Genomic DNA, 22,563 nt, shown 5'->3' with positions numbered 1-22,563 from the left:
ATTCTTTTCAGATGTTAGGGGCGGGCTCGTACCCATTGTCGAGTTTGACGCCCAGGCGGTTGCGCAGGCTGGCACCGATCTTGTCCAAGGGCAGGATTTGCTGTGCGGCATCGAGTTCAGCCGCCGCGCGCGGCATGCCATACACGGCGCTGCTGGCCTGGTCTTGCGCGATGGTTGCCTTGCCGGCACGGCGCATGGCCAGCAAGCCATCCCCACCATCGCGGCCCATGCCTGTTAGCAACACACCGATCGCCTCGCCGCGCCAATGCTGGGCGACGCAATTGAAAAAGACGTCGACCGATGGGCGATACACATAATCGCGCGGTGCTGCATCGTACCCCAGGCGATAATTTTGATCCAGCAGCAGGTGATCGTTGGTCTTTGCAATCAGCACCGTGCCGGACACCAGTTCATCGCCTTCGACGATCACGCGCACCGGCATGCTGAGCTGGTCATCGAGCCACTTGGCAAAGTGCGAGGCAAAGGTTTCATCGATATGCTGTACCACCACGATGGCGCAGCCGGGCGGCGCCGTCCAGCCCGACAACACCCTGGCCACGGCCGATGGTCCCCCGGTCGATGCACCGATCGCCACCAGGGAGGTCACTTGTCCCTCGCCGCGCTCGCCGCCATGGCCATTGACCTGGCGCTGCGGTGGCGCTTCGGCACTATGCCGTATCAGCTTGCCAATGGTCTTGATCTTGGTCAACAATTCGCTATCGCCTCCCATTTTTCCTTGCAGCACAGGCGTGGCGGTCACGTCGAGCGCGCCGGCGCCCAGCGCGCGAAAGACCTGGTTGACGTTGTCTTGCGGACGGCCCGTGACGACCAGGATGGCGCACGGGCTTTGTTCCATGATCAATCGGGTCGCTTCGACGCCATCCATCTCGGGCATGTTCAGGTCCATCAGGATCAGGTCCGGGCGATTGTCCTGGCACATGCGTACCGCCTCCAACCCGGTGCGGGCGATCCATAATACCTGGTGCTCCTGCGTGCTGGCCACCACGCGGCGCAGCGCTTCGGCCGCCATGGCCACATCATTAACGATTGCAATTTTCATGAAACCCAACTCATAAACGCGCATCTCCTATCAGGTCGGCCACCGCGTCGAGCAGTGTCTCGTCGTGGAAGCTGCCCTTGGTCAGATAAAAATCGGCGCCGGCAGACAGGCCGCGCGCGCGGTCTTCCGGTCTGTCCTTATACGATACGATCATCACCGGCAGTTTGTGCAAGTGCAAGTCTTTCTTGATCAGCGACACCAGTTCGATGCCGTCCATGCGCGGCATGTCCACGTCGGTGATCACCAGATCATACTCGCCGCTGCGCACCACGTTCCAGCCATCGATGCCATCGATGGCCACATCGACTTCGAAGCCGCGCGCCAGCAGCAGTTTACGCTCCATTTCGCGCACCGTCAGCGAATCGTCGACCACCAGCACGCGCTTGGCGCGCCGCTGTTCGGCGTGGCCTGTTTGCGCCAGCTGGCGCAGGCCGCCTTCGTGCAGCAGTTTTTCGATCGACAGCAGCAAATCGGGCACGTCGAGGATCAGCACCGGCTCGCCATCATCTAACAGGGCGGCGGCGGAAATATCGCGCATCTTGCCGAAGATCGGGTCGATCGCCTGCACGGCCAGGCTTTGCTCGCCGCGGATGGCGTCGACCACCAGCGCGTAGCTTTGCTTGCCGCGCCCGATCACCACCACCGGCAGGTCGGTGCCGCCCGCGTTCGCCTCGCCCAGTTCCAGCACCTGCGCGGCCGACACCAGGCCCAGGTGTTCGCCCTTGAGCTCGAAGAACTGCTTGTTTTCCAGCGTGTGGACGGCTTCCTGCGGCACGCGCACCACGCTTTCCACCTTGACGATGGGGATGGCGTAGGCTTCGCCCTGGATCGTGATCACCAGCGCGCGCACGATCGATTGCGTCAGGGGCAGGGTGATCAGGGCGCGGAAGCCCCGCCCCGTTTCCGATTCCAGCCGCACCGTGCCGTTTTGCTGGCGGATGGTTTCGTGCACGATGTCCAGGCCCACGCCGCGTCCGGACAATTGATTGGCCGTCGCCTTCAGGCTGAAGGCGGGCAGGAACAGGAATTCCAGCAGTTCGCCCGGCGACAGGGCAGCCGCCATCACGGGGCTGGCCATCTTGCGGTCGATCACGGACTGGCGGATTTTTTCCAGGTCGACGCCACGTCCATCGTCGCTGATTTCGATGCTGAGCATGCCGGCGCGGTGGCGCGCTTCCATGCGGATGGTGCCCAGCGGCGCCTTGCCTGCCTCGATGCGCTCATATGGCGTTTCCATGCCATGGTCGATGGCGTTGCGCAGCATGTGGTTCAATGGGCTTTCGATCCTGGCCAGGATGTCGCGGTCGACCAGCGTGTCTTCGCCATCGATTTCCAGCTGCACCTCCTTGCCCAGGCTGCGCGCCAGGTCGCGCACCATGCGCGGAAAAGGGTGGATGCCGTCGCGGAAAGGGCGCATGCGCAGCGCCAGCACTTCATCGACCATGCCTTGCGAGACGGCCAGCAGGCGCCGTTCATAGCTTTCGATGTCGGCGATATGTTCGAGCATGAACTGTTTCAGCGGCTGCGTCTTTTGCAGCGCCAGCAGCGATTTTTCCATCAGGCCCGCGTCGCCCGAGCGCGAGATCGCTTCGTGCAGCTGCTCGATGGCGGAAAACAGGCTGCTCTGGTTGCGCTTGAAGCGCTGCAGCGCGCCGATAAACGGATGCATCTGGTGTGCATTGATGCGCGATTCGCTGGCCAGCGACAGCAGCCGGTCGAAGTTTTGCGCGGGCGCCTTGGCTGCGGCTCCAGCGGCCGCGCGCGGTGCGGCGCCAGGCGCTTCATCGACCGCCGGGCCGCCAGGCAGCGCATCGTGTATGTCGGCTGGCAACGCCGGCGCTGGTTCTGCCGCCGGGGGAACGGCTGGCAAGGCTGGCAGTTCGGGCAGGTTGGCGATACCGGCGATGGCATTGAGCACCGTATCGATCTGCGCCGCGTTGGCGGCCAGCCAGGTTTCGGTGCCGGCGTCGTCCAGACGCGATACTTGCACGATCAGGTCCACGCCGGACAGCAGCACATCGACCCGCTCCGGCGTCAGCTTCAGCCGGCCGTGCTGGGCGTCGACAAAACAGTCTTCCATGCCGTGCGCCAGTTGCACCACCACTTGCAGGCCGACGATGGCGGCCGCGCCCTTGATCGAGTGCGCGGCGCGCATCATCGGCTCCACGGCGGCGGCGTCGCCGCCCTGGCGTTCCATTGCCAGCAAGCCGTCGGTGAGGATTTGCGTCTGGCTGTCGGCCTCCATGCGGAACAGGTCCAGCATGGAAAAGGCGCTCAGGTCGCCCTGCTTGTCCTGGCTCATCGTAGTAATCTCGCAAGTTGAAAGCCGATCAGCGACGTATCGAGGCAGCCGATGCGCAGCTCGCCTTCGGTGATGACGCCCGACAGATAGCGCGACAGGCCCTTGTTGATGGTGGCCGCCGGCGCCTGCACGGCGCTGGCCGCATAGCGCACGATGCCATGCAGGTCGGCCACCGGCAGTGCGTAGGACTGGTCTTCCCAGCGCATCAGCAGCAGGCGCGCAAACGTGTGGCGTCCCTTGGCGGGCGGCGCGCCCTGTTCATCGATGCCGAGCAGGGTGGCCAGCGACATGCAGGGATACAGCTTGCCGCCGATATTGACGATGCCCGACAGGCCAGCGCCGCTGCGGTGCGGCAGCACGTGGGTCCGCGCTTGCGGCGCCACCGCGTCGAATACCTGCGTGGGCAGCGCCAGCCATTCGCGGCCGATGCGAAACACCAGCACGGAACTGTCCTTGATGGCGCCGCCAGCGCCGACGGCGCGGAAGTGGCTGGCCCATTCCTGCTGATAGTGCGCGTCGACGGGGCGCTGCAGGTTGCGCTGGGCGGCGTCCGCATACACTTCGCAGTTACGGCAATGGACGTTGGCCGGCAGCCTGGCGCAGCTCTGGTCGCCGACCACGCCGATATGGTTCCAGCAATCGTCGATGACGTCCTGGACTTCGGTGCCGGTGTTTGTATTCATGTTCGCTTTCCCCGCTGATCAAGTGGCTTGCCGGCGCTGGTAGACGCGGGCCGCGCGCGCCTTCAGGGTGGCTGCTGCGGTGCTGTTGCCATTGCGCTCGGCCAGCAGGGCCAGATGGCATAGCGCATCGTAGTGGTCGGGTTGTAAATAGATGCAGCGGCGCCAGTAGTCGTCGGCCAGGTCCATTTTGCCGGCCAGTTCATTGATAATGCCGAGCATGAAATAGGCTTCCGCCGCCTCGGGTGTGCGGGCCAGGTGGGCATGGCATTTCTCGCCCGCTTCGCGCAACTGGCCGCGGTCGGCCAGCAGGCGCGCCTCGGCCAGCAGATCGGCCGGTGCGCTGGCAGCCGGCACGGGGACGGGACGGCTGCGTGGCGGGGCCGTGGGGGCCACGGAGGTGGGGCGTGGTGCTGCCGGCACGCTGCGCAGGGTGCGTGGCGGTTGCGGTGGCCGGGCAGGCGGCATGGCGGCCGGAGTTGACGCTGCCGCCGGAGCGCCGTCCTTCTTCAGCGCGAAGGCCTGTCGGTGCTGCAGCGGCGTAAAACCGTTCTGGCAAAACGCCGGCACTTCGGCATAGCCGGCCAGCAGCATGCCGTCGTCGGCCAGCAGGGCGGACAGATTGGCGATGGCCGCGCGCGTGGTCGGCTTGTCGAAGTAGATCAGCAGGTTGCGGCAAAAGATGACGTCGTAATAATGGTGATACGTGCCAGTGTCGAACTGCAGCAGGTTGCCTTGCTTGAAGGTGATCTGTTCGCGCAAGGCGTCGATGATGCGGTAGGCGTCGTCGGCCACGTGGGTGAAATAGCGCTCGCGAAACGCCACGTCCTGTGCGCGGAAGGCATTGCGGCCATACACGCCGGCCTGTGCCCGTTCGATGCAGCCGGGGCTCAGGTCATAGGCGTCGATGGTATAAGCCTGTTTCGGCACGCCGCCGTCGCGCAGCGCCATCGCCATCGAATACGGTTCCTCGCCGCCCGCGCACGGGATCGACAAGATACGTGTGCTGCGCCCGCGCGCCCAGCGCTCGCGCACCAGGTCGACGGTGGCATAAAAGGCTTGCGGGTCGCGGAACAGCCACGACTCGGGCACCACCACCAGCTCGATCAGCTGCGTCATTTCCGCCGGCGTGAGCGCTTGCAGGTAGGCGGTGCTATCGGTATGACCGGTTTGCTCCATGCGTTGGCTGACCGCCCGTTCGGCTACCGGTTTCGAGACCGACAGGCCGGTGGCGCGGCGCAGCAGCGTCTGTGCCGTCATGGCGTGCTCCGGGGCTGGAACAGCAGCGCGCGCACGTCGGCCGGCAGCAGCTGCTCCAGTTCCACCAGTTGCACGATACCGTCCGCGTCGCTGGCGACCTGGCCCAGGAAGGGCGCCGTTGCCACGCCGCTGTCTTCCCACTGCTGTTCCCCGATGTCGGCGATGCCGCGCACCCGCGAGGCCATCAGGCCCAGCGCATGCGTGGCGCCTTCCGGCGCGCGGTAGTCGACGATGATGATGCGGGTGTCGAACTGGGCTGCTGCCGGCGCCAGACCGGCCAGGCGGGACAGGTCAACCACGGGCACCGGCGCGCCATGCAGATCCATCAGGCCGGCCACGTAGTCTGGCGTGAGCGGCAACTGCTTCAGTTCCAGCAGCGGCAGCACGCGCACGATGGCCGCCAGCGGCAAGCCGTAGCGGTCGCGTCCGATGTGAAAGACCAGTACTTTCATGGGATCAGATGGTGACGGCGAAGTTCGACACGCTCGATTGCAGGTCGCCGGCCGCATACTGCAGCTGGTGCACCGCTTCGCTGGTGGCTTTCAGCGATTCCACCGTTTGCTGGGTGGCGTCGTTGAGCTGCATCATGGTGTCGGAAATCTGCGAAGCGCCCACCGCCTGCGACTGCATGCCCTGCAACACGGCGTCGAACTGCGGCGTGAGTTTTTGCACCTGGTCCATCACCGACGACAGCTGCTCGGCCACCTGGCGCACTTCACCCACGCTGCGGCGTATCTCTTCCGAAAATTTATCCATGCCCATCACGCTGGCCGACACGGCCGACTGCATTTCCTTGAGCATCTGTTCGATATCCCAGGTGGACACCGAGGTCTGGTCGGCCAGGCGGCGGATCTCGGTCGCCACCACGGAGAAGCCGCGGCCCGCTTCACCGGCTTTTTCCGCCTCGATGGCGGCGTTCAGCGACAGGATGTTGGTCTGGTCGGCCACCTTGGTAATGGTAATGAGCACGCTATTGATGTTGCTGGCTTTTTCCGACAGGGCCGCCAGCTTGGCGTTGATGGAATCGGTGGCCGAGACCATGTGCTGCATGGTCGAATCCATGCGTTTCAGATTGTTTTGCGCTTCGGCCGTGGCGTTGGTGGTGTAGTCGGCGACGGCCGTGGCGTCTTCCATGGTTTTCAGCAGCTGGCTGGTATTGGCCGAGATTTCCTTGGTGGTGCTGAGGATTTCCACGCTGGTTTGCGCCTGCTCAATGCCGGTGGCTTCCTGCTGGCGCGCCGAGGCGGCGATTTCGGTAGCCGAAGTGGTCACCTGGATGCCGGCCTTTTGCACGTTGTTGAGCAGGCTGCGCAGGTTTTCAAACATTTTTGCCAGGCCATTGCCCAGCTGGCCGATGGCGTCGCTGCCCGTGATGCTGACCTTGCCCGTCAGGTCGCCCGAAGCGGCTTTCGACACCACTTCCAGCAAGGAGTCGACCTTGGCGCGCAAGGTGTTGGTGGCGGCCAGTTCATTGGCCTGGTTGTCCTGGATGGTTTGCGCCATGCGGTTGAATTCCTGCGTCACCTTGCCCAGTTCATCGTCCGAGATGATGGCGGCGCGCGCCCCTTGCTCGCCGCCGGCGATGCGGCCCACGGCGTCGGTCAGGTTGTTCAGCGGGCTGAGGATGGCCTTGGCCAGGATGTAAGAAATGACCAGCGCCAGCACCACGCACAGTACGCCGCCCAGCGACAGGGTCAGCAGCATGGTTTCCTGCAGGCTGGCGGTGCGGGCGGTACGCTCGGCCAGCAAGCGGTTTTCTTCGGCCGCTGCATCGTCGAGCATCTTGTTCGCCTGCAGGATGCCGGGCGAGCCACCGGGCGGTATCATGCGCGCCACTGCCTCGGTGGCGCCCGGCGCATTGCCCAGCGCGCGGCGTTTGTCGATCAGCGGATTGATCCATTCCTTGACCCAGGTGGTGGCCAGCTGGTCGATCTTGCGGAAACGCTCCGATTGCGGCTTGTTATCGATCGTCATGGCGATGGCTTTTTGCGTATGCTGGGTCAGCACCGCCATTTCATCGGTTTCCGGGTTCAGCGAGATTTCATTGCCGCTCAGCAGGTATCCGCGGGTTTCCACCTGGATTTGCAGGATGGAATTGTGAATCTTGTCGATCTCGATCAGCACTTCCATCGTGTGCCGGTCCCAGCCATTGGCTTCGGACAGCCGCGTAAAGCTGTTGTAGGCGACGCCCAGCAGTATCAATATGATGGCCACGATCGAGCCGAAGCCCATATACAGTTTATTCTTGATACTCAGGTCTTTGAACATGGGGGCTCCGGATCGGGAAAGTTCAACTAATTTGCACTGTAGCATTTTGCCATGCAGACAGCAAAATGGGGGTATTTCATGGTCTAGGCGGGCGGCATCAGGGCAGGATTTTGCGCCTGAGTGCGCTCAAGATGCAAAAAAGCCGCCCGAAGGCGGCTGGTGCAGGCATCAAAATGATAGCTGCCGGGATAGGGATTACTTCTGGCCGCGTTTTTCGCGCGCGATGGCGGCGATGCGCATGCGCAGGGCGTTCAGCTTGATGAAGCCGCCAGCGTCAGCCTGGTTGTAGGCGCCGCCGTCTTCGTCGAAGGTGGCGATGTTCATGTCGAACAGCGAATCGGTTTTCGAATCGCGCGAGACGACGATCACATTGCCTTTGTACAACTTGATGCGCACCCAGCCGTTCACGGTTTGCTGCGTATGATCGATCAGGGTTTGCAGCGCGACGCGCTCGGGCGCCCACCAGTAGCCGTTGTAGATCATCGACGCGTAGCGTGGCATCAGGTCGTCTTTCAGGTGGGCCACTTCGCGGTCCAGCGTGATCGATTCGATGGCGCGGTGCGCTTTCAACATGATGGTGCCGCCCGGGGTTTCATAGCAGCCGCGCGATTTCATGCCGACGTAGCGGTTTTCCACCAGGTCCAGGCGGCCCACGCCATGCTTGCCGCCGACGCGGTTCAGTTCAGCCAGCACGGTCGCTGGCGACATGCGCACGCCGTTGATGGCGACGATGTCGCCTTTTTCGTATTCGATGTCCAGGTACTCGGCTTCGTCCGGCGCCTTTTCAGGGCTGACGGTCCAGCGCCACATGGTTTCTTCGGCTTCGGCGCTCGGGTTTTCCAGGTGGCGGCCTTCAAAGCTGATGTGCAGCAGGTTGGCGTCCATCGAGTACGGCGCGCCGCCGTTCTTGTGTTTCATGTCGATTTCGATGCCGGCGTCTTCTGCGTATTTCAGCAGTTTTTCGCGCGACAGCAAATCCCACTCGCGCCATGGGGCGATGATTTTTACGCCAGGCTTCAAGGCGTAGGCACCCAGTTCGAAACGCACCTGGTCATTGCCCTTGCCGGTGGCGCCGTGCGAAATCGCGTCGGCGCCGGTGGCGTTGGCGATTTCGATCAGGCGCTTGGCGATCAGCGGGCGGGCGATCGAGGTGCCCAGCAGGTATTCGCCTTCGTACACGGTATTGGCGCGGAACATCGGGAAGACGAAGTCGCGCACGAATTCTTCGCGCACGTCTTCGATGTGGATGTTTTCCGGCTTGATGCCGAACTTGATCGCCTTGGCGCGTGCCGGTTCCAGTTCTTCGCCCTGGCCCAGGTCGGCCGTGAAGGTGACGATTTCGCACTGGTAGTTATCTTGCAGCCATTTCAGGATGACGGAGGTGTCGAGTCCGCCGGAATAGGCCAGGACTACTTTTTTAATGTCGCTCATATTGCTTCCAGTTGTCGTTGTATTCAATGTAATACTGCTGCCGGGTGCTGCTAATTTCAGTTAATTTTACCGAGTAACAGGTATTCAATCAGGGCTTTTTGCACGTGCAGGCGATTTTCCGCCTCGTCCCACACCACCGATTGCGGGCCGTCGATCACTTCGGCGGCCACTTCCTCGCCACGGTGGGCAGGCAGGCAGTGCATGAACAGCGCGTCGGGCGCGGCGCGGGCCATCTTGGCGCCATCGACGATCCAGCCATCGAAAGCGGCGATACGGGCCGCGTTTTCCGCTTCGTAGCCCATGCTGGTCCACACGTCGGTGTTGACCAGGTGCGCGCCTTCGCAGGCGTCCGACGGGTTGTCGAAGAAGGTGTAGCGTTCCGTTTTCACTTGCGACAGGTCGATATCATAGCCTTTCGGCGTCGAGACATTCACGTGGAAACCGAATACTTCAGCCGCCTGCAGCCACGAATACAACATATTGTTGGCGTCGCCGATCCAGGAAACGATCTTGCCCGCGATCGAGCCGCGGTGTTCGATATAGGTGAAGATATCGGCAAACACCTGGCAAGGATGGTGTTCATTGGTCAGGCCATTGATCACCGGCACGCGCGAATTGGCGGCGAAACGCTCGATGATGTCCTGGCCGAAGGTCCGCACCATGATGATGTCGCACATGCGCGACATGACCTGGCCCGCGTCTTCCACCGGCTCGCCGCGGCCCAGCTGGGAATCGCGCGTGTTCAGGTAGATCGCGGCGCCGCCCAGCTGGTGCATGCCGGCCTCGAACGACAGGCGGGTGCGGGTCGAGTTCTTTTCAAAGACCATGACCAGTGTTCGGTCGATCAGGGGGTGATAGATCTCGTAGTTCTTGAACTTACGCTTGATCAGGTGGGCGCGCTCGATCACGTATTCGTACTCTTCCAACGTGAAATCGGAGAACTGGAGGTAATGCTTGATCGGTTTTTTTGTCGACATAATGACCACGTGAAGATGCGCAGGCCGCCGGCGGCGTGCCTTTCCCGCCGGGTGTCTCAGCTTGACAACTTCGCTGATGAGCCTTGCCCCGGCGCGCTGCTGAGTTGACCGTTGTGCACGCCCTGGTGGCGCGACGCGGTGCATATTGCCAAGTTAAAAATATTGCAATGGCAAGAACTACAGCCGTTCAATTATAAGGGTTTTGCTTTTAGATTGGAAAGATAGGCGGGGCGGGTACTTGTGTAGACAAGTATTGACCCCATTTGCTGGCGCCGACGGCGGCTAATAGATACGGGCCGGCTCCTCCGTGTCCAGCCGGGGCGCCACCAGCGGCAGGTCCAGCGTGAAGCAGGTGCCGGTGCTGCTGCTGGCCACCTGGATCTGCCCGCCCAGCAGGGCCGTGACGATGTTGTAGCTGATCGACAATCCCAGTCCGCTGCCGCCCTGGCCCAGCTTGGTGGTGAAGAAGGGATCGAAGATGCGCGACAGGTGCCGTTCGGCGATGCCGGCGCCGTTGTCGTCGAAACGGATACGCACGTGCGTGGCGTCGGCGGTGGCCTGCAGGCGCATCAATCCCTCGTTGCCATTGCCATCTTTGCCCAGGTGGCCGAAGGCGTGCAGCAGCGCGTTGTTGATCAGGTTGGTGATGACCTGCCCAAACGGGCCCGGATAGCTGTCGAGGGCGATGCCGAACGCGATGTCGGTCTCGATGCGGTGGCCCGAGTTGCGGATGCGGTTCATCACGGTGGCGATGACTTCCTGGGTGACTTGTTGCAAATCAAACTGGCGCCGCTGCTCGGTGGTGCGGTCGACGGCCACCTGCTTGAAGCTGTTGACCAGTTCGGCCGCGCTGTGCAGGCCGCGCATTACCAGCGCCGCCGCCTGGGCCGCATCGTCGATATAGCTGGCCAGTTCCGAGCGGCGCAGGCCGGGACCGTTCATGCGCCGTTCGACATCTTCCGTTTTTTGCTGCATGGTGCTGGCGATCAAGAGGCTGTTGCCGATCGGCGTATTGAGTTCATGCGCCACGCCGGCCACCAGCGAGCCCAGCGCGGCCAGTTTTGCCTGCGACACCAGCTGCGCCTGCGCATCCTGCAGCTGGCGATAGGCGTTGGCGTTGTCGAGCGCGATGGCGCCGTACGCGCACAGGGTGCGGAAGATCAGCCGTTCGCGCTCGCCATACGCATCGGCATCGCAGCTTTGCACCGTCATCACGCCCAGCACCCGTTCGCCCACTGTCAGGGGCACGTACAGCACGCTCTGGTTGTGCCGCGTGCCGGGCACGGTATACGCGTGGCGCCTGGCCGGCACTTTTGGGATATACACTTCGCTGCGGCCCAGCAGGCAGCGCACGGAATAGGCGCGCGGATTATTGAGCGGAATGATGTTGTCGGGCAGGCGCTGTCCCGCTTCGATGCCATGCGCGCGCCGCAGCGCCGTGCCGGCAGCGTCCAGCATGTAGACGGCGAAAGTATGGGCCGGCAGCAGCGCATGCACGTGGCGGTCCAGTACCTGGAACACGGCGTGCGCGTCCAGGTGGGTGGTGATTTCCTGGCCGATGGCCGACAGGCGCTCGAGCGTATCGCTGGTTTGCTGCAGCACTTCGGCGCGGCGCGCTTCGGAAGCGGCCAGTTCGCGGTGATGGTAGCCTTCCGAGCGCGCATGTTCCGCCTGGTGGTGCACCTGCATCGCGATGGCGCGGTTGGTGGCTTGCTGGGTATGGCTTTTTTCACGCGCCGCACCCGCTTCCAGGGCGATATCGTAGGCGCGCGCATAGTCGCCCGCATGCGCGTACTCGCGCGCCAGCGCGTCGAACAGTTCGCCCGGCGGCGAATAGCCGGCGATGGCGTCGGCCACCTGCAGCGCCTGGTGCAGATAATGCAGCGCCGGATTGCGCTCGGCCATGTCTTGCGGCGGCGGTAAATCGTGGCGCGCATGCAGCATGGCCAGCACGCGCAGGGCCGCAATCTGGTTGATGGCGTCGCCCTGTTGCGTGGCCAGCTGCAGCGCGCGCCGGGCCGCCAGGTGCGCTTCGTCCTGGCGGTCCAGATACGACAGTGCGTGGGCGCTGCCGCGCTGGGCCAGGCAGCGGAAATCCGCCTGGCCCAGCGCTTCGGCGCGTTGCGCCAGCTGGCTGAAGGCGTCGAGCGCCGTATCGTAGTCGCCCTTGTCCAGGCTCAGCTCGCCCAGATAGAAGAGGGCGTTGGCATAGCTGCGCGCGCCCGACATGGGCGCCAGCAGGCGCAGCGCTTCGCGCAGCAGCTCTTCGGCGGCGTCCAGGCGGCCCAGCTTGCGCATGGTTTCCGCCGTATGCGTCTGGCAGCCGCCGATGCTGCGTGGCCAGCCCGTCGGACGCGCCAGGTCCAGCGCGCATTGCATCCACTCCAGCGCCGATTGATGGTCGTTGAGATTGGCGAAGCAGTCGCCGATATTCGCGGCGGCCGTGATCGCCGCGCGCAGTTGTCCGCTTTCCAGCGCCGCCTCGTGACTTTGCATATAGTGGCCGGCAGCCCGGCCCAGGTCGCGCGAATTACGCGCCTGCAAGCCATGGAAGTCGTGCACCCAGGCCGCCAGCGGCGCAGCCAGCGGTGCGCTGCCGTGCGCCGCGCGGGCGGGAAAACGCTCGCCCCAGCGCGCCTGGGCGGCCTGTGCATCGCGCAGCACGGCCCAGCGCGCGGTTGCCGCATCGGCCAGGTCGGCGCGCATGGCGTCGCTGGCGCTGCGCGCCGCCATACCCGCCGCCTGCAAATGCGCGTCGCAAGCGGCATGGTCGCCACGGTCGATGGCAATCGAAGAGAGCAGCCAGTGGACGTCTGCACAGCCAGCGCCGTCGTCCAGCGCATCGAGCGTGGCGTGGGCCGTCATGGCCAGCGCTTCGGCTGCGTCGAGTTCGCCACGCAGCCATGACAATTCTGCCTGCACCAGTTGCAGCCGCGCACCCGCCTGTGCCTGCGCTTGCGGCGCCAGGCCAGCCAGCGGCAGCAGGGCGCCCGCTTCCTCGCATAGCTGCTGGCAACGCGTGCAATCGCGTTGCCGTAAATGCCAGGATAACAATATCAGCAGCGGCAGGCGTGCCGCCCCGCGCAACGGCAGCAAGCTGCTTTCCCACTGCCTTACTTCATGTTCGAGTGCGAACATTTCCATTCAAACCATCTCCCCGCAAAACAGTGGTCCAGGCCTGCGATCACACAGCGCTCAGTGATCGCATTGTAAGCTGCATCGGGGGGAGTTGTTCCATTTATGGTAGCGATTCCACACGCAGGCGTGGCGGGCGGATGCCAGTTCAGCGCGACACCAGCCGGATGCTGGCGCTGCCATCGAGCGTGCTGGCGTTGCGGCTGTCGGCCGGCATGCGCAGTCCTGGCAGGAACTGGGCATCGTCAATCACCACGTGCTCGCCAGCGTCGCTGAAGGAAAAGCTGGCGCCACGCTGGGTGACGAACTTGCCGGGCGCCTGGGCGTAGATTTCCACTTCCTGTCTTGGTCCGCCCAGCAGCTGGTTCTTGCTATTGACCAGCCGGCCAAAGAAGTGGTCATCCTGCACCCGCACCACCAGTATCTGTTTATTCGACAGCGCGTAGCTGTTTTCAATTTCGCGTGCTTCCTGCACGCTGGCGCGGTAGGGCGAGCCGACGCTGACCTTGACGCTACCGGCGGGGGCGGCGTGCGCCAGGGAGCTGGCGCACGCCAGCGTAAGCAAGGTTGCGGCGGCCAGGGCGGCGGCAGTAAAAGGGAGGCGGCGTGAGGTTTGCATGACATTCACCTTCAATCAGGGTTGAGGATAGGGGTTAGACCGTGTCGTCGCTGCCAGGTTTCCTGCAGGGACAGATAGCAAGGTAGCAAACACCCTGTGCCGCAGCCAGCGGCAGGCGATGAAAGGCCGGTTTCGGGCGCTGAAACGCAAAAAACGGGGATGAATGGTTTTGGGATTAATGCCGGAGAACGATTTCGGTAGCGAAATTAAATTTCGTTTTTCAGGAAAATTCTGAGCTTGCTTTGGTTTGGGGCCCTGCCGCAGGCAGCGGCAGGGAGGCGGGGATCAATACAGCGTCTGCGCCGATTCGTGCAGCAGCTGGCCATACAGGGTATGGCGCATCTTGGCGATCTTGCCTTCAGACAAGGCTTGCAGGATCGCGCATTGCGGTTCGATCAGGTGGCGGCAGTTATAAAATTTGCAACCACCCAGGTAGGGCTGGAATTCGCGGAAGGCCCGCTCCAGCATGCCTTCGCTCAAGTGATACAGGCCGAACTCCTGGAAGCCCGGCGAATCGATGATGGAACTGTGTTCGCCCAGTTCGTCGAGCTTGTACAGACGGGTAAATGTCGTCGTGTGCTTGCCCGTGTCCAGCGCGGCCGAGATTTCGCGCACGGCGATGTCGGCGTCCGGCACCAGCAGGTTGATCAGCGACGACTTGCCCATGCCCGACTGGCCGATCAGGATCGACGACTGGCCCGCCAGCAGCGGCGCCAGGGTGGCCACCGCATGTTCGGGCTGGGCGCGCGCCGACACTTCGTGCACCGGGTAGCCGAGCGAGGAATACGGCAGCAGGCGTTCGCGGGTTTTTTCCAGCGAAGCGGTGACATCGGTTTTGTTGAGGATGATGCGCGCCTCGATGCCGGCCGCGTCGGCCGCCACCAGCGAGCGCGAAATCAGGTCGTCGGCAAAGCCCGGTTCGGTCGCCACCACGATGAACAATTGCGTCAGGTTGGCCGCCAGCAGCTTGGATTTATACTGGTCCGAGCGGTACAGCAGGGTCTTGCGTTCTTCGATGCGGTCGATCACGGCCTGGTCGCTGGAAGTGCGCGTCAGGTGCACGATGTCGCCCACGGCCACATTGGTCTTCTTGCCGCGCGTCACGCATTGCAGCTTGGCGCCCTCCACGTCGGCCAGGTAATGGCGGCCGTGGGCGGCGATGATGACGCCGCTTAGTTTGCTGTCGCTCATGGTGCCGTCACGCCGCTGTCGTAGATGAGGTCAGCCTTGGCGGCGCAGATGAAGTCGTTGGCCGACAGGCCGCCGGCGCCCTGGTTGACCGAGTGCGTGTCGTAGCGCACGGCGCAGGTTTTGTAATTAATGATGAGCTCCGGGTGATGGTCTTGCTTGTGTGTCATATGGGCCAGGGCGTTCACGAACGCCAGGGTCTGGTAATAATTCTTGAAGCCAAAGTCGCGGCACAGCTTGCCGTCCTGCAGCGACCACCGGGGCAGCAGGGCCAGCAGCGCGGCCGCGTCGACGTCGCTCAATGCCTGCTGCTGCGGCGAGCAATCCTGTTGTGCCAATGGTGCGTGATGGGTGTTCATGCTGCTGCTCCTTTCAGGTGGCGGATGCGCACGCTGGCCGGCGGGTGCGAATCATAAAAAGCCGAGTGCAGCGGGTCGGGTGTCAGGGTCGAGGCATTGTCTTCATACATTTTGACCAGCGCCGACACCAGGTCATCCGCCTGCGTGTGCGTGGCGGCAAAGGCGTCCGCTTCGAATTCGTGCTTGCGCGAGCTGAGCGAGCTCAAGGGGCCCAGCAAGAAGGTGAAGACCGGCAACACCAGCATGAACAGCAGCAGCGCCAGTGCATCCGTGCCCTGGCCGGTGATGGTCAGCGCCACCGGATTGACGCCCAGGCCTGCATAAAACCAGGGCTGCGTCTTCAGGTAGCCCAGCAGCGCCAAAAAGCCCAGCGAGATCAAGAACATCATGCTGATGCGCTTGACGATATGCTTGAGCTTGAAGTGGCCCAGCTCATGCGCCAGCACGGCTTCGATTTCCTGCGGCGCCAGGCGCGACAGCAGGGTGTCGAAGAAAACGATGCGCTTGTTGGCGCCAAAACCCGAGAAATACGCGTTGCCATGGGCGCTGCGCTTGGAGCCGTCCATCACGAACAAGCCTTTCGATGCGAAACCCACGCGTTGCATCAAGCCTTCGATACGGCTTTTCAGCGTTTCGTCGGCCAGCGGCACGAATTTGTTGAACAGCGGGGCGATCACGGTAGGGTACAGCACCATCATCAGCAGCTGGAAGCCGCTCCACACGAACCAGGCGTACAGCCACCACAGGTCGCCCGACTTGGCCATCAGGCTCAAGACTACCCACAGCAGCGGCAAGCCGATGGCGGCGCCCAGCAGCGCGCCCTTGGCCATGTCGGCAAAAAACAGGCCGCGGCGCATGGTGTTGAAGCCGAAGCGCTGTTCCAGCACGAACTGGCGGTAATAATCGAAGGGCAGGTCGATCAGGCCGGAAATGACGGCAAAGGCCACGATCAGGGCGATCTGGGACCACATGCCAGGACCTGTCAGCGCCTGCACGTGTTCGGCCAGCCATTGCAGGCCGCCCAGCAAGGTAAAGGCGATCAGCACGGCGCTATTGACGAGCAGGGTCAGCAAGCCGAACTTGGTCTTGGCCACCGTATAGTCGGCCGCCTTCTGGTGCGCGGCCAGCGGGATCTTTGCGGCAAATTCAGCGGGCACGGCTGCGCGATGGGCCAGCACGTGGCGAATTTGCCGGGAAGCGAGCCAGAAGCGCACCACCAGGGTCAAAAGAAGGATGGAAACAAACAAAATCGAAAACGCGAGTGAATACATGCTGTGCCTGTGAGAAAATGGCTGATTATTTAGTTTGATTAGGCCAAGAGAGAATTATGTCACAAGCGACCGACTTAACTGCATCCGCTGCTGCACCCGCCGTTCCTGCGCGTCCCAATGAAATGAACCTGATCTGGGTCGACATGGAAATGACGGGCCTGGAGCCAGACACCGACCGCATCATCGAGGTGGCGGTGGTGGTGACGGACATGCACCTGAACCTGCTGGCCGAAGGTCCGGTGTTTGCCATCCACCAGTCCGACGAAACCCTGAACAAGATGGATGCCTGGAACAAGGGCACGCATGGCCGTTCGGGCTTGATCGAGCGCGTCAAGGCGTCGACCGTGACGGAAGCCCAGGCGGAAGCGGAACTGATCGCCTTCCTGAAAAAATACGTGCCTGCAGGCAAGTCGCCCATGTGTGGCAACACCATTGGCCAGGACCGCCGCTTCATGGTGCGCGGCATGCCGAAGCTGGAAGCGTTCTTCCACTACCGCAACCTGGACGTCTCGACCCTGAAAGAGCTGTGCAAGCGCTGGAAGCCTGAAATCGCCACCGGTTTCAAGAAGCACCAGAAGCACACGGCGCTGGCCGATATCCTGGAATCGATCGAAGAGCTCAAGTATTACCGCGAGCACTTCATCAAGCTGTAATCATTACCCCACCGCCGGCCAGACTGCTTCCTGGTCGGCGCGCGCTTCGGCGATCAGCCATTCGCAAAATGCGTGCACCTGCGGACGGATTTCCGCCTGGGGCGAACGCAGCAGGTAATAACAGAGCGGTCCCAGCACCTTGTGTTCAAACAGGCGCACCAGGCGGCCCGAACGCAAGTCGTCGCTGATTAGCGGGCTCGCCGCAATCGCCACGCCCTGGCCGCTGGCGGCCGCATCCAGGCATAAATACGTATGCGAAAAGCGCGCGCCGCTATTGCCACTATTGCCACTGTAATGCACGCCGCAACTGTGCAGCCAGCGGGCCCAGTCGATTTCGCCGGGCAGGTGCACTTCCGGCTCGTCGTGCAGCAGCGGGTAGCGCAGCAAGTCCTCCGGCGTGCGCAGATTGCTGGCGCTGGCCTTGAAACCGGGGCTGCAGACGGCTGAAAACCATTCCTCCATCAATAAATCCACTTTCAGGCCCGGATAGCGCCCCGGCCCCAGGCGTATCGCCACATCCACCCCATCGCGCACCAGGTCCACCGGATGCATGGAGGCCAGCACGCGCAATTCGATCTGCGGGTGGCGGTCGCGCAGCCGGCCCAGGCGCGGCATCAGCCAGCGCGACACCAGCGAGCTGGTGGCCGTGACCGTGACCACCTTTTCATCACCCTGGCGGCGCGCCTGTTCCGAGACATCGGCCAGCTGGATCAGGATGGGGGCCAGCGCTGCCGCATAGCGCTGTCCGGCGCTGGTCAAGGTCACGCCGCGTGGCATGCGCTGGAACAAGACCACCCCCAGCCAAGCCTCAAGCTGCTTGACGTGGTGGCCGATGGCGCCGGCCGAGACATGCAATTCTTCACCGGCCCGCTGGAAGCCTTCATGGCGGGCGGCGGCCTCGAAGGCGTGCAGGGCGGCGAGCGGGGGCAGATGGCGTGACATGAAAAGTGGAGCCTTAATATTATTGGGTCTATCCGTGAAGAATATTGGTTTGTTTCATCTTGCGCAAGCGAATATGATGCCGACTATGCGTTACAAGACCCGCAATATGTCTAATGCATGACACTCAGGACAGCAATCAGGCCGCCCGCAGAGGCGATCCGCACATCCCGCCTTGCTTCTCCTGCCTTACACACGATTTGCCCGATTATTGAAGAGGTTTTCATGTCTGATCGCCGCGCTGTTGCGTTGGTGTTGCTGTCGGCTGCCGGTTTCGGCAGCTCTGCAGTGTTTGCAAAGGCCGCCTATGCGTCCGGGGTCAACCCGTCGACCATGCTGGCCCTGCGTTTCGTGATCGCGGCGGCACTGCTGCTGCCGCTGGTGTGGCTCGGTGGCTGGCGCTTGCCGCGTGGCCGCCTGCTGGCCGGTTATATGTTGATGGGCTTGATGTACACGGCCCAGTCGCAAGGCTATTTCAATGCGCTGCTGTACGCCAGCAGCGGCCTGTGCGGCATGCTGCTGTATGTGTATCCCGTGCTGGTCACCATCCTGGCGCTGGCGCTGGGCTGGGAAAAGCTGGACCGCCGCATGCTGCTGCTGATGGCGCTGGCCATCGGCGGCATGGCCATCACCCTCGGTGGCAAGCTGCAGGGCCAGCCGATCGGCATCGCGCTGGCGCTGATGGCGGCCGGCGTCTACGCCGTCTACATCTTGTTCGGCAATAGCTTGGCCAAGAGCAAGGAAAACATCCACCCGCTGGCCGCCTGTGTGGTGATCCTGGGTACGGCCGGTTTGGCCAATAGCGCGATTGCGGTGTATCAAGGAGTCTCCTTGCCTGGCACGGCCACGGGCTGGCTGGCGGTCGGCGTGATCGCGTTGTTCTCGACCGCTGTCGCGATTGCCGCCTTCTTTGCCGGCGTGGCGCAGATCGGCGCCGCCAAGGCGTCGATTATTTCCACCTTCGAGCCGGTGATTACCATGGCCTTTGGCGTAACCTTGCTGGGCGAAAAGGTCAGCGGCACGCAATTGCTGGGCGGCGCCATGGTGCTGGCGGCCGTGATCTTGCTGGCGCAGCGCTCTGCACCCAAGGCCGAAACCAAGGACGATGCCGCAGCCGGGTCCATGCCTGGCGCGCAGGCCAGCGCCTGAGTTGTTGGAGATTGCCAGACAAACGCCGCGTTGATCGCGGCGTTTTTTTTGCGTGGCAGGGCAGGATGCACGCGTGCGCACAAATAAATTTCAGTTGCGAATGATTCTCATTTATAATCTAAGCACGATCCATCCTGACCAGCCAGCGTGAAGCCAGCCAGTGTTTGCCTTGAAAGGAATACACCGTGCCGTCTCCATCCGAGCTCACTCCACGCAGCACCGACAGCATCGCAGGTGAATTTGCCCGCCTGCGCCGTGAAAAGAAAGCCCGCCACCGCGATATCGCCGCCGAGCTCAATATCTCCGAAGGCGAGCTGATTGCCGCACACGCGGGCTTGTCCCTGGCCGATGGCGCCTTGCTGGGCGCCGAGCGCCTGCAGGCCGACTGGCCAGCCATCGTCGCCGCCCTGGAGCCGCTGGGCGAAGTCATGGCCCTGACGCGCAATGTCTCGTGCGTGCATGAAAAAACCGGCGTTTACCGCAATGCCAGCCACAACAACCATGTGGGCCTGGTGCTTGGTGGCGAGATCGACCTGCGCGTGTTTTACCGCCAGTGGGCCCACGGCTTTGCCGTCAGTGAAATGGGTGACAAGGAAGTGCAGCGCAGCCTGCAATTTTTTGACGCGGCCGGACATGCCGTGCACAAGATTTTTCTGAAGCCGCAAAGCGAGCTGGCCGCCTACGAGGCGCTGGTGACGCGTTTTGCCAGCGACGACCAGCAGCCCGGCCTCACCGTCACGGCGCCGGCGCCGCAGCCGGCGGAACTGCCCGATGCACAGATCGACGTGGCGGGTTTCCGCGCGGCCTGGGCCGACCTGCGCGACACGCATGAATTTTTTACCTTGCTGAAAAAATATTCGGTCTCGCGCCTGCAAGGCTTGCGCCTGGCGGAAGCGCGTTTCGTGCAGCAGCTCGATAAAGCCTGCGTGCTGGACCTGCTCAATGACGCGGCCCGCGAAAATGTCTCCATCATGGCCTTTGTCGGCAATGCCGGCATGATCCAGATCCATTCCGGCCCCGTGCAAAAGATTGCCGTGATGGGCCCGTGGATCAATATCCTCGATGCGCGCTTCAACCTGCATTTGCGCGAAGACCATGTCGCCAGCGCCTGGGTGGTGCGCAAACCCACCGTCGACGGCCTGGTCACGTCGGTCGAACTGTTCGATGAAAACGGCGACACCATCGTCATGTTCTTTGGTGAACGCAAACCGGGCGCGCATGAGCTGTGCGAATGGCGCAACATCGTCGAGAAAGCACAACAGGAGTACGAATTATGCGCCGCTTGATCGCCGCCAGTGTCGCGCGCCGGATCGCGCTGAAAAAAATGGGCGTTGGGGCATTGGCGCTGGCCGCACCGATGCAGGTGCTGGCCGCCGTGGCCGACGCGGGCAAGCCGGTGACCAAGGCGCGCCGCATCATCAGCGTGGGCGGCGCACTGACCGAGATTGTCTACGCACTCGATGCGCAGGCCGACCTGGTGGGTGTCGATACCACCTCGCTATTTCCCGCCACGGCGCAAAAGCTGCCGCAGGTCGGTTATGCGCGCACCCTGTCATCCGAAGGCTTGCTGTCGCTGGCGCCGACCCAGCTGATCGCCACCGAAGAAGCGGGGCCGCCGACCGTGCTGCGCCAGGTGCGCGACGCGGGCGTATCGGTCGCCGTGCTGAACGCCAATAACAAGTTTGAAGGCGTGCTGGAGCGGGTAAAACAGGTGGGCCAGTTGACGGGCCGGGTGGAACCGGCGGCGCGTCTGGCGCAGAGCCTGCAAAAACAATGGGATGGCGCGCTGGCCAGCGTGCAGCAGCGCCGCCAGTCGTCAGCACATGCGCCGGTGCGGGTGCTGTTCATCCTCGCGCATGCGCCGAACCAGGTGATGGTGGGTGGCCGCGAGACGGGCGCCGACGCCATGCTGGCCTATGCGGGCGCCGTCAATGTGATGGGTGGTCAAGCAGGTTTTGCCGGCTACAAGCCGCTCACGCCGGAAGCGGTGATCGCCGCCCGTCCCGACGTGGTGCTGGTCACCGACCAGGGCTTGAAAGCCTCGGGCGGTGTCGACGGTATCCTGAAATTGCCGGGACTGGAGCAGACGCCGGCCGGACGCAAACACCGCATCGTCTCGCTGGAAGCCATGCTGCTCTTGGGTTTTGGCCCGCGCATGCCACAGGCGCTGACCGACCTGGATGCCGCATTTGCGAAAGCCATGGCGGCATGAGTGCTGTAGCCTTGACGCCAGCCAGGCTGACAAGCTGGCGTTGGGGCGCCACCGGACTGCTGTTCGCGGCCCTGGCTGCCGCTTTGATCATCGCCGTGCAGGCGGGCGCCGTGCCGGTGACGCTGCATGACTGGCTGGCGCCGCTATATTCCAGCTCGGGCGACGATGGACTGTCGGGCGGGGCCTATGTGCTATGGCATATCCGCTTGCCGCGCGCCCTGTTTGCCGTGCTGGTGGGCGCCATCCTGGCGCTGGCCGGCGGCCTCACGCAAGGCCTGTTCCGCAATCCGCTGGCCGACCCTGGTCTGTTGGGCATCAGCAGTGGCGCGGCTTGCTTTGGCGCCATCACCATCGTGTTTGCCGCTGGCCTGCACGTGGCGCCCGAGCTGCGCCTGTGGCTGCTGCCGGCCGCCGCGTTTGGCGGCGCCATGCTCATTTGCGTGCTGCTCGACAGGGTCGCCCGCTGGGCCACGCCCGGTTCCATTGTCGGCTTGCTGCTGACGGGCGTGGCCCTGAACGCCATCACGGTGGCCGTCATGGGCCTGTGCATCTACATGGCCAGCGACGATCAATTGCGCACCCTGACCTTCTGGACCCTGGGTTCCTTGTCGGCCGGCAGCTGGCGCCAGGTGGCCGCGCTGCTGGTGGTGATGCTCGTTGCGCTGTGGGCCACGCGCCATCTGATGCGCGCCCTCAATGCGCTGGCCTTGGGGGAATCGTCGGCGCAGCACGTGGGCATCGACGTGGGCAAGCTGCGCACGCAAGTGATCGTGCTGGTGGCGCTGCTGACCGGCTTTGCCGTGGCCTGGTGCGGCGGCATCGGTTTTATCGGCCTGATCGCGCCGCACCTGGTACGCACCTGGCTGGGCGCCGACCAGCGCAAAGTGCTGCCGCTGGGGATGCTGGCGGGCGGCTTGCTGCTGTTGCTGGCCGATACCCTGGCGCGCACGGCGGCCATTCCGGCAGAAGTCCCCGTCGGTATTTTCACGGCCTTGCTGGGCGGGCCATTTTTCCTGATGCTGTTGCGGCGCTTCCGCCACAGCAACGCCTAGGAAGGGTT

General features: G+C 63.3%; 19 protein-coding genes. 5 read left to right on the top strand and 14 right to left on the bottom strand.

Going from position 1 to position 22,563, the window contains the following annotated elements:
* Nucleotides 1-7: 7 nt before the first annotated feature.
* From cheB to ACL9RI_RS18000, 13 genes are all read right to left on the bottom strand, one after another.
* The gene (gene cheB, locus ACL9RI_RS18060; protein ID WP_422727881.1) at nt 8-1,060 is read right to left on the bottom strand and encodes a chemotaxis-specific protein-glutamate methyltransferase CheB; all 1,053 of its coding nucleotides are present in this window, start codon (nt 1,058-1,060) and stop codon (nt 8-10) included.
* 10 nt (nt 1,061-1,070) lie between these two features.
* A complete protein-coding gene (locus ACL9RI_RS18055) occupies nt 1,071-3,362 on the bottom strand; it encodes a hybrid sensor histidine kinase/response regulator (protein WP_422727880.1) in 2,292 nt (763 codons plus the stop codon).
* Nucleotides 3,359-4,045, bottom strand: a complete 687-nt coding sequence (locus ACL9RI_RS18050) for a chemotaxis protein CheW (RefSeq protein ID WP_422727879.1) — start codon at nt 4,043-4,045, stop codon at nt 3,359-3,361. The genes ACL9RI_RS18055 and ACL9RI_RS18050 overlap by 4 nt, the downstream gene beginning before the upstream one ends.
* 18 nt (nt 4,046-4,063) lie before the next feature.
* The gene (locus ACL9RI_RS18045) at nt 4,064-5,302 is read right to left on the bottom strand and encodes a CheR family methyltransferase (protein WP_422727878.1); all 1,239 of its coding nucleotides are present in this window, start codon (nt 5,300-5,302) and stop codon (nt 4,064-4,066) included.
* Nucleotides 5,299-5,754, bottom strand: a complete 456-nt coding sequence (locus ACL9RI_RS18040) for a chemotaxis protein CheW (protein WP_422727877.1) — start codon at nt 5,752-5,754, stop codon at nt 5,299-5,301. The genes ACL9RI_RS18045 and ACL9RI_RS18040 overlap by 4 nt, the downstream gene beginning before the upstream one ends.
* A gap of 4 nt (nt 5,755-5,758) precedes the next feature.
* Nucleotides 5,759-7,570, bottom strand: a complete 1,812-nt coding sequence (locus ACL9RI_RS18035; RefSeq protein ID WP_422727876.1) for a methyl-accepting chemotaxis protein — start codon at nt 7,568-7,570, stop codon at nt 5,759-5,761.
* A 195-nt stretch (nt 7,571-7,765) separates the two neighbouring features.
* A complete protein-coding gene (locus tag ACL9RI_RS18030; protein ID WP_422727875.1) occupies nt 7,766-9,001 on the bottom strand; it encodes an argininosuccinate synthase in 1,236 nt (411 codons plus the stop codon).
* Nucleotides 9,002-9,057: 56 nt separating this feature from the next.
* Nucleotides 9,058-9,978 carry an ornithine carbamoyltransferase gene (argF, locus tag ACL9RI_RS18025; protein WP_422727874.1) on the bottom strand — a complete coding sequence of 307 codons (921 nt, stop codon included), beginning with the start codon at nt 9,976-9,978 and terminating at the stop codon, nt 9,058-9,060.
* Nucleotides 9,979-10,260: 282 nt separating this feature from the next.
* Entirely contained in the window at nt 10,261-13,116 is a 2,856-nt protein-coding gene (locus tag ACL9RI_RS18020; protein WP_422727873.1) for an ATP-binding protein, read from the bottom strand.
* A gap of 145 nt (nt 13,117-13,261) precedes the next feature.
* Nucleotides 13,262-13,732, bottom strand: a complete 471-nt coding sequence (locus ACL9RI_RS18015) for a hypothetical protein (RefSeq protein ID WP_422727872.1) — start codon at nt 13,730-13,732, stop codon at nt 13,262-13,264.
* 285 nt (nt 13,733-14,017) lie between these two features.
* Nucleotides 14,018-14,923, bottom strand: coding sequence for a ribosome small subunit-dependent GTPase A (gene rsgA / locus ACL9RI_RS18010; RefSeq protein ID WP_422727871.1), 906 nt, complete (start codon nt 14,921-14,923; stop codon nt 14,018-14,020).
* The gene (locus tag ACL9RI_RS18005) at nt 14,920-15,279 is read right to left on the bottom strand and encodes a 4a-hydroxytetrahydrobiopterin dehydratase (protein WP_422727870.1); all 360 of its coding nucleotides are present in this window, start codon (nt 15,277-15,279) and stop codon (nt 14,920-14,922) included. Before ACL9RI_RS18005 ends, rsgA begins: the two co-directional genes overlap by 4 nt.
* A complete protein-coding gene (locus ACL9RI_RS18000; protein ID WP_422727869.1) occupies nt 15,276-16,550 on the bottom strand; it encodes a M48 family metallopeptidase in 1,275 nt (424 codons plus the stop codon). The genes ACL9RI_RS18005 and ACL9RI_RS18000 overlap by 4 nt, the downstream gene beginning before the upstream one ends.
* Nucleotides 16,551-16,606: 56 nt before the next feature.
* On the opposite strand from ACL9RI_RS18000, the gene orn reads away from it, so the two are divergent.
* Nucleotides 16,607-17,203 (top strand): oligoribonuclease, encoded by a 597-nt coding sequence (orn, locus tag ACL9RI_RS17995; protein WP_422727868.1) that lies wholly within the window; start codon nt 16,607-16,609, stop codon nt 17,201-17,203.
* A gap of 3 nt (nt 17,204-17,206) precedes the next feature.
* Here orn and gcvA read toward each other — a convergent pair whose 3' ends face one another.
* A complete protein-coding gene (gcvA, locus tag ACL9RI_RS17990) occupies nt 17,207-18,145 on the bottom strand; it encodes a transcriptional regulator GcvA (protein ID WP_422727867.1) in 939 nt (312 codons plus the stop codon).
* A gap of 222 nt (nt 18,146-18,367) precedes the next feature.
* Between gcvA and ACL9RI_RS17985 the strand changes: the two genes are divergently transcribed.
* From ACL9RI_RS17985 to ACL9RI_RS17970, 4 genes are all read left to right on the top strand, one after another.
* A complete protein-coding gene (locus ACL9RI_RS17985; RefSeq protein WP_422727866.1) occupies nt 18,368-19,291 on the top strand; it encodes a DMT family transporter in 924 nt (307 codons plus the stop codon).
* Nucleotides 19,292-19,476: 185 nt separating this feature from the next.
* The gene (locus ACL9RI_RS17980; protein ID WP_422727865.1) at nt 19,477-20,577 is read left to right on the top strand and encodes a hemin-degrading factor; all 1,101 of its coding nucleotides are present in this window, start codon (nt 19,477-19,479) and stop codon (nt 20,575-20,577) included.
* Entirely contained in the window at nt 20,565-21,503 is a 939-nt protein-coding gene (locus tag ACL9RI_RS17975; protein WP_422727864.1) for a heme/hemin ABC transporter substrate-binding protein, read from the top strand. Before ACL9RI_RS17980 ends, ACL9RI_RS17975 begins: the two co-directional genes overlap by 13 nt.
* Nucleotides 21,500-22,555 carry a FecCD family ABC transporter permease gene (locus ACL9RI_RS17970; RefSeq protein WP_422727863.1) on the top strand — a complete coding sequence of 352 codons (1,056 nt, stop codon included), beginning with the start codon at nt 21,500-21,502 and terminating at the stop codon, nt 22,553-22,555. The genes ACL9RI_RS17975 and ACL9RI_RS17970 overlap by 4 nt, the downstream gene beginning before the upstream one ends.
* The last annotated feature ends 8 nt before the right edge of the window (nt 22,556-22,563 follow it).

This window comes from Janthinobacterium sp. Mn2066 (assembly GCF_049319705.1).
Taxonomy (GTDB): Bacteria; Pseudomonadota; Gammaproteobacteria; order Burkholderiales; family Burkholderiaceae_D; genus Janthinobacterium.
This window is presented reverse-complemented; position numbering and strand designations above follow the sequence as displayed.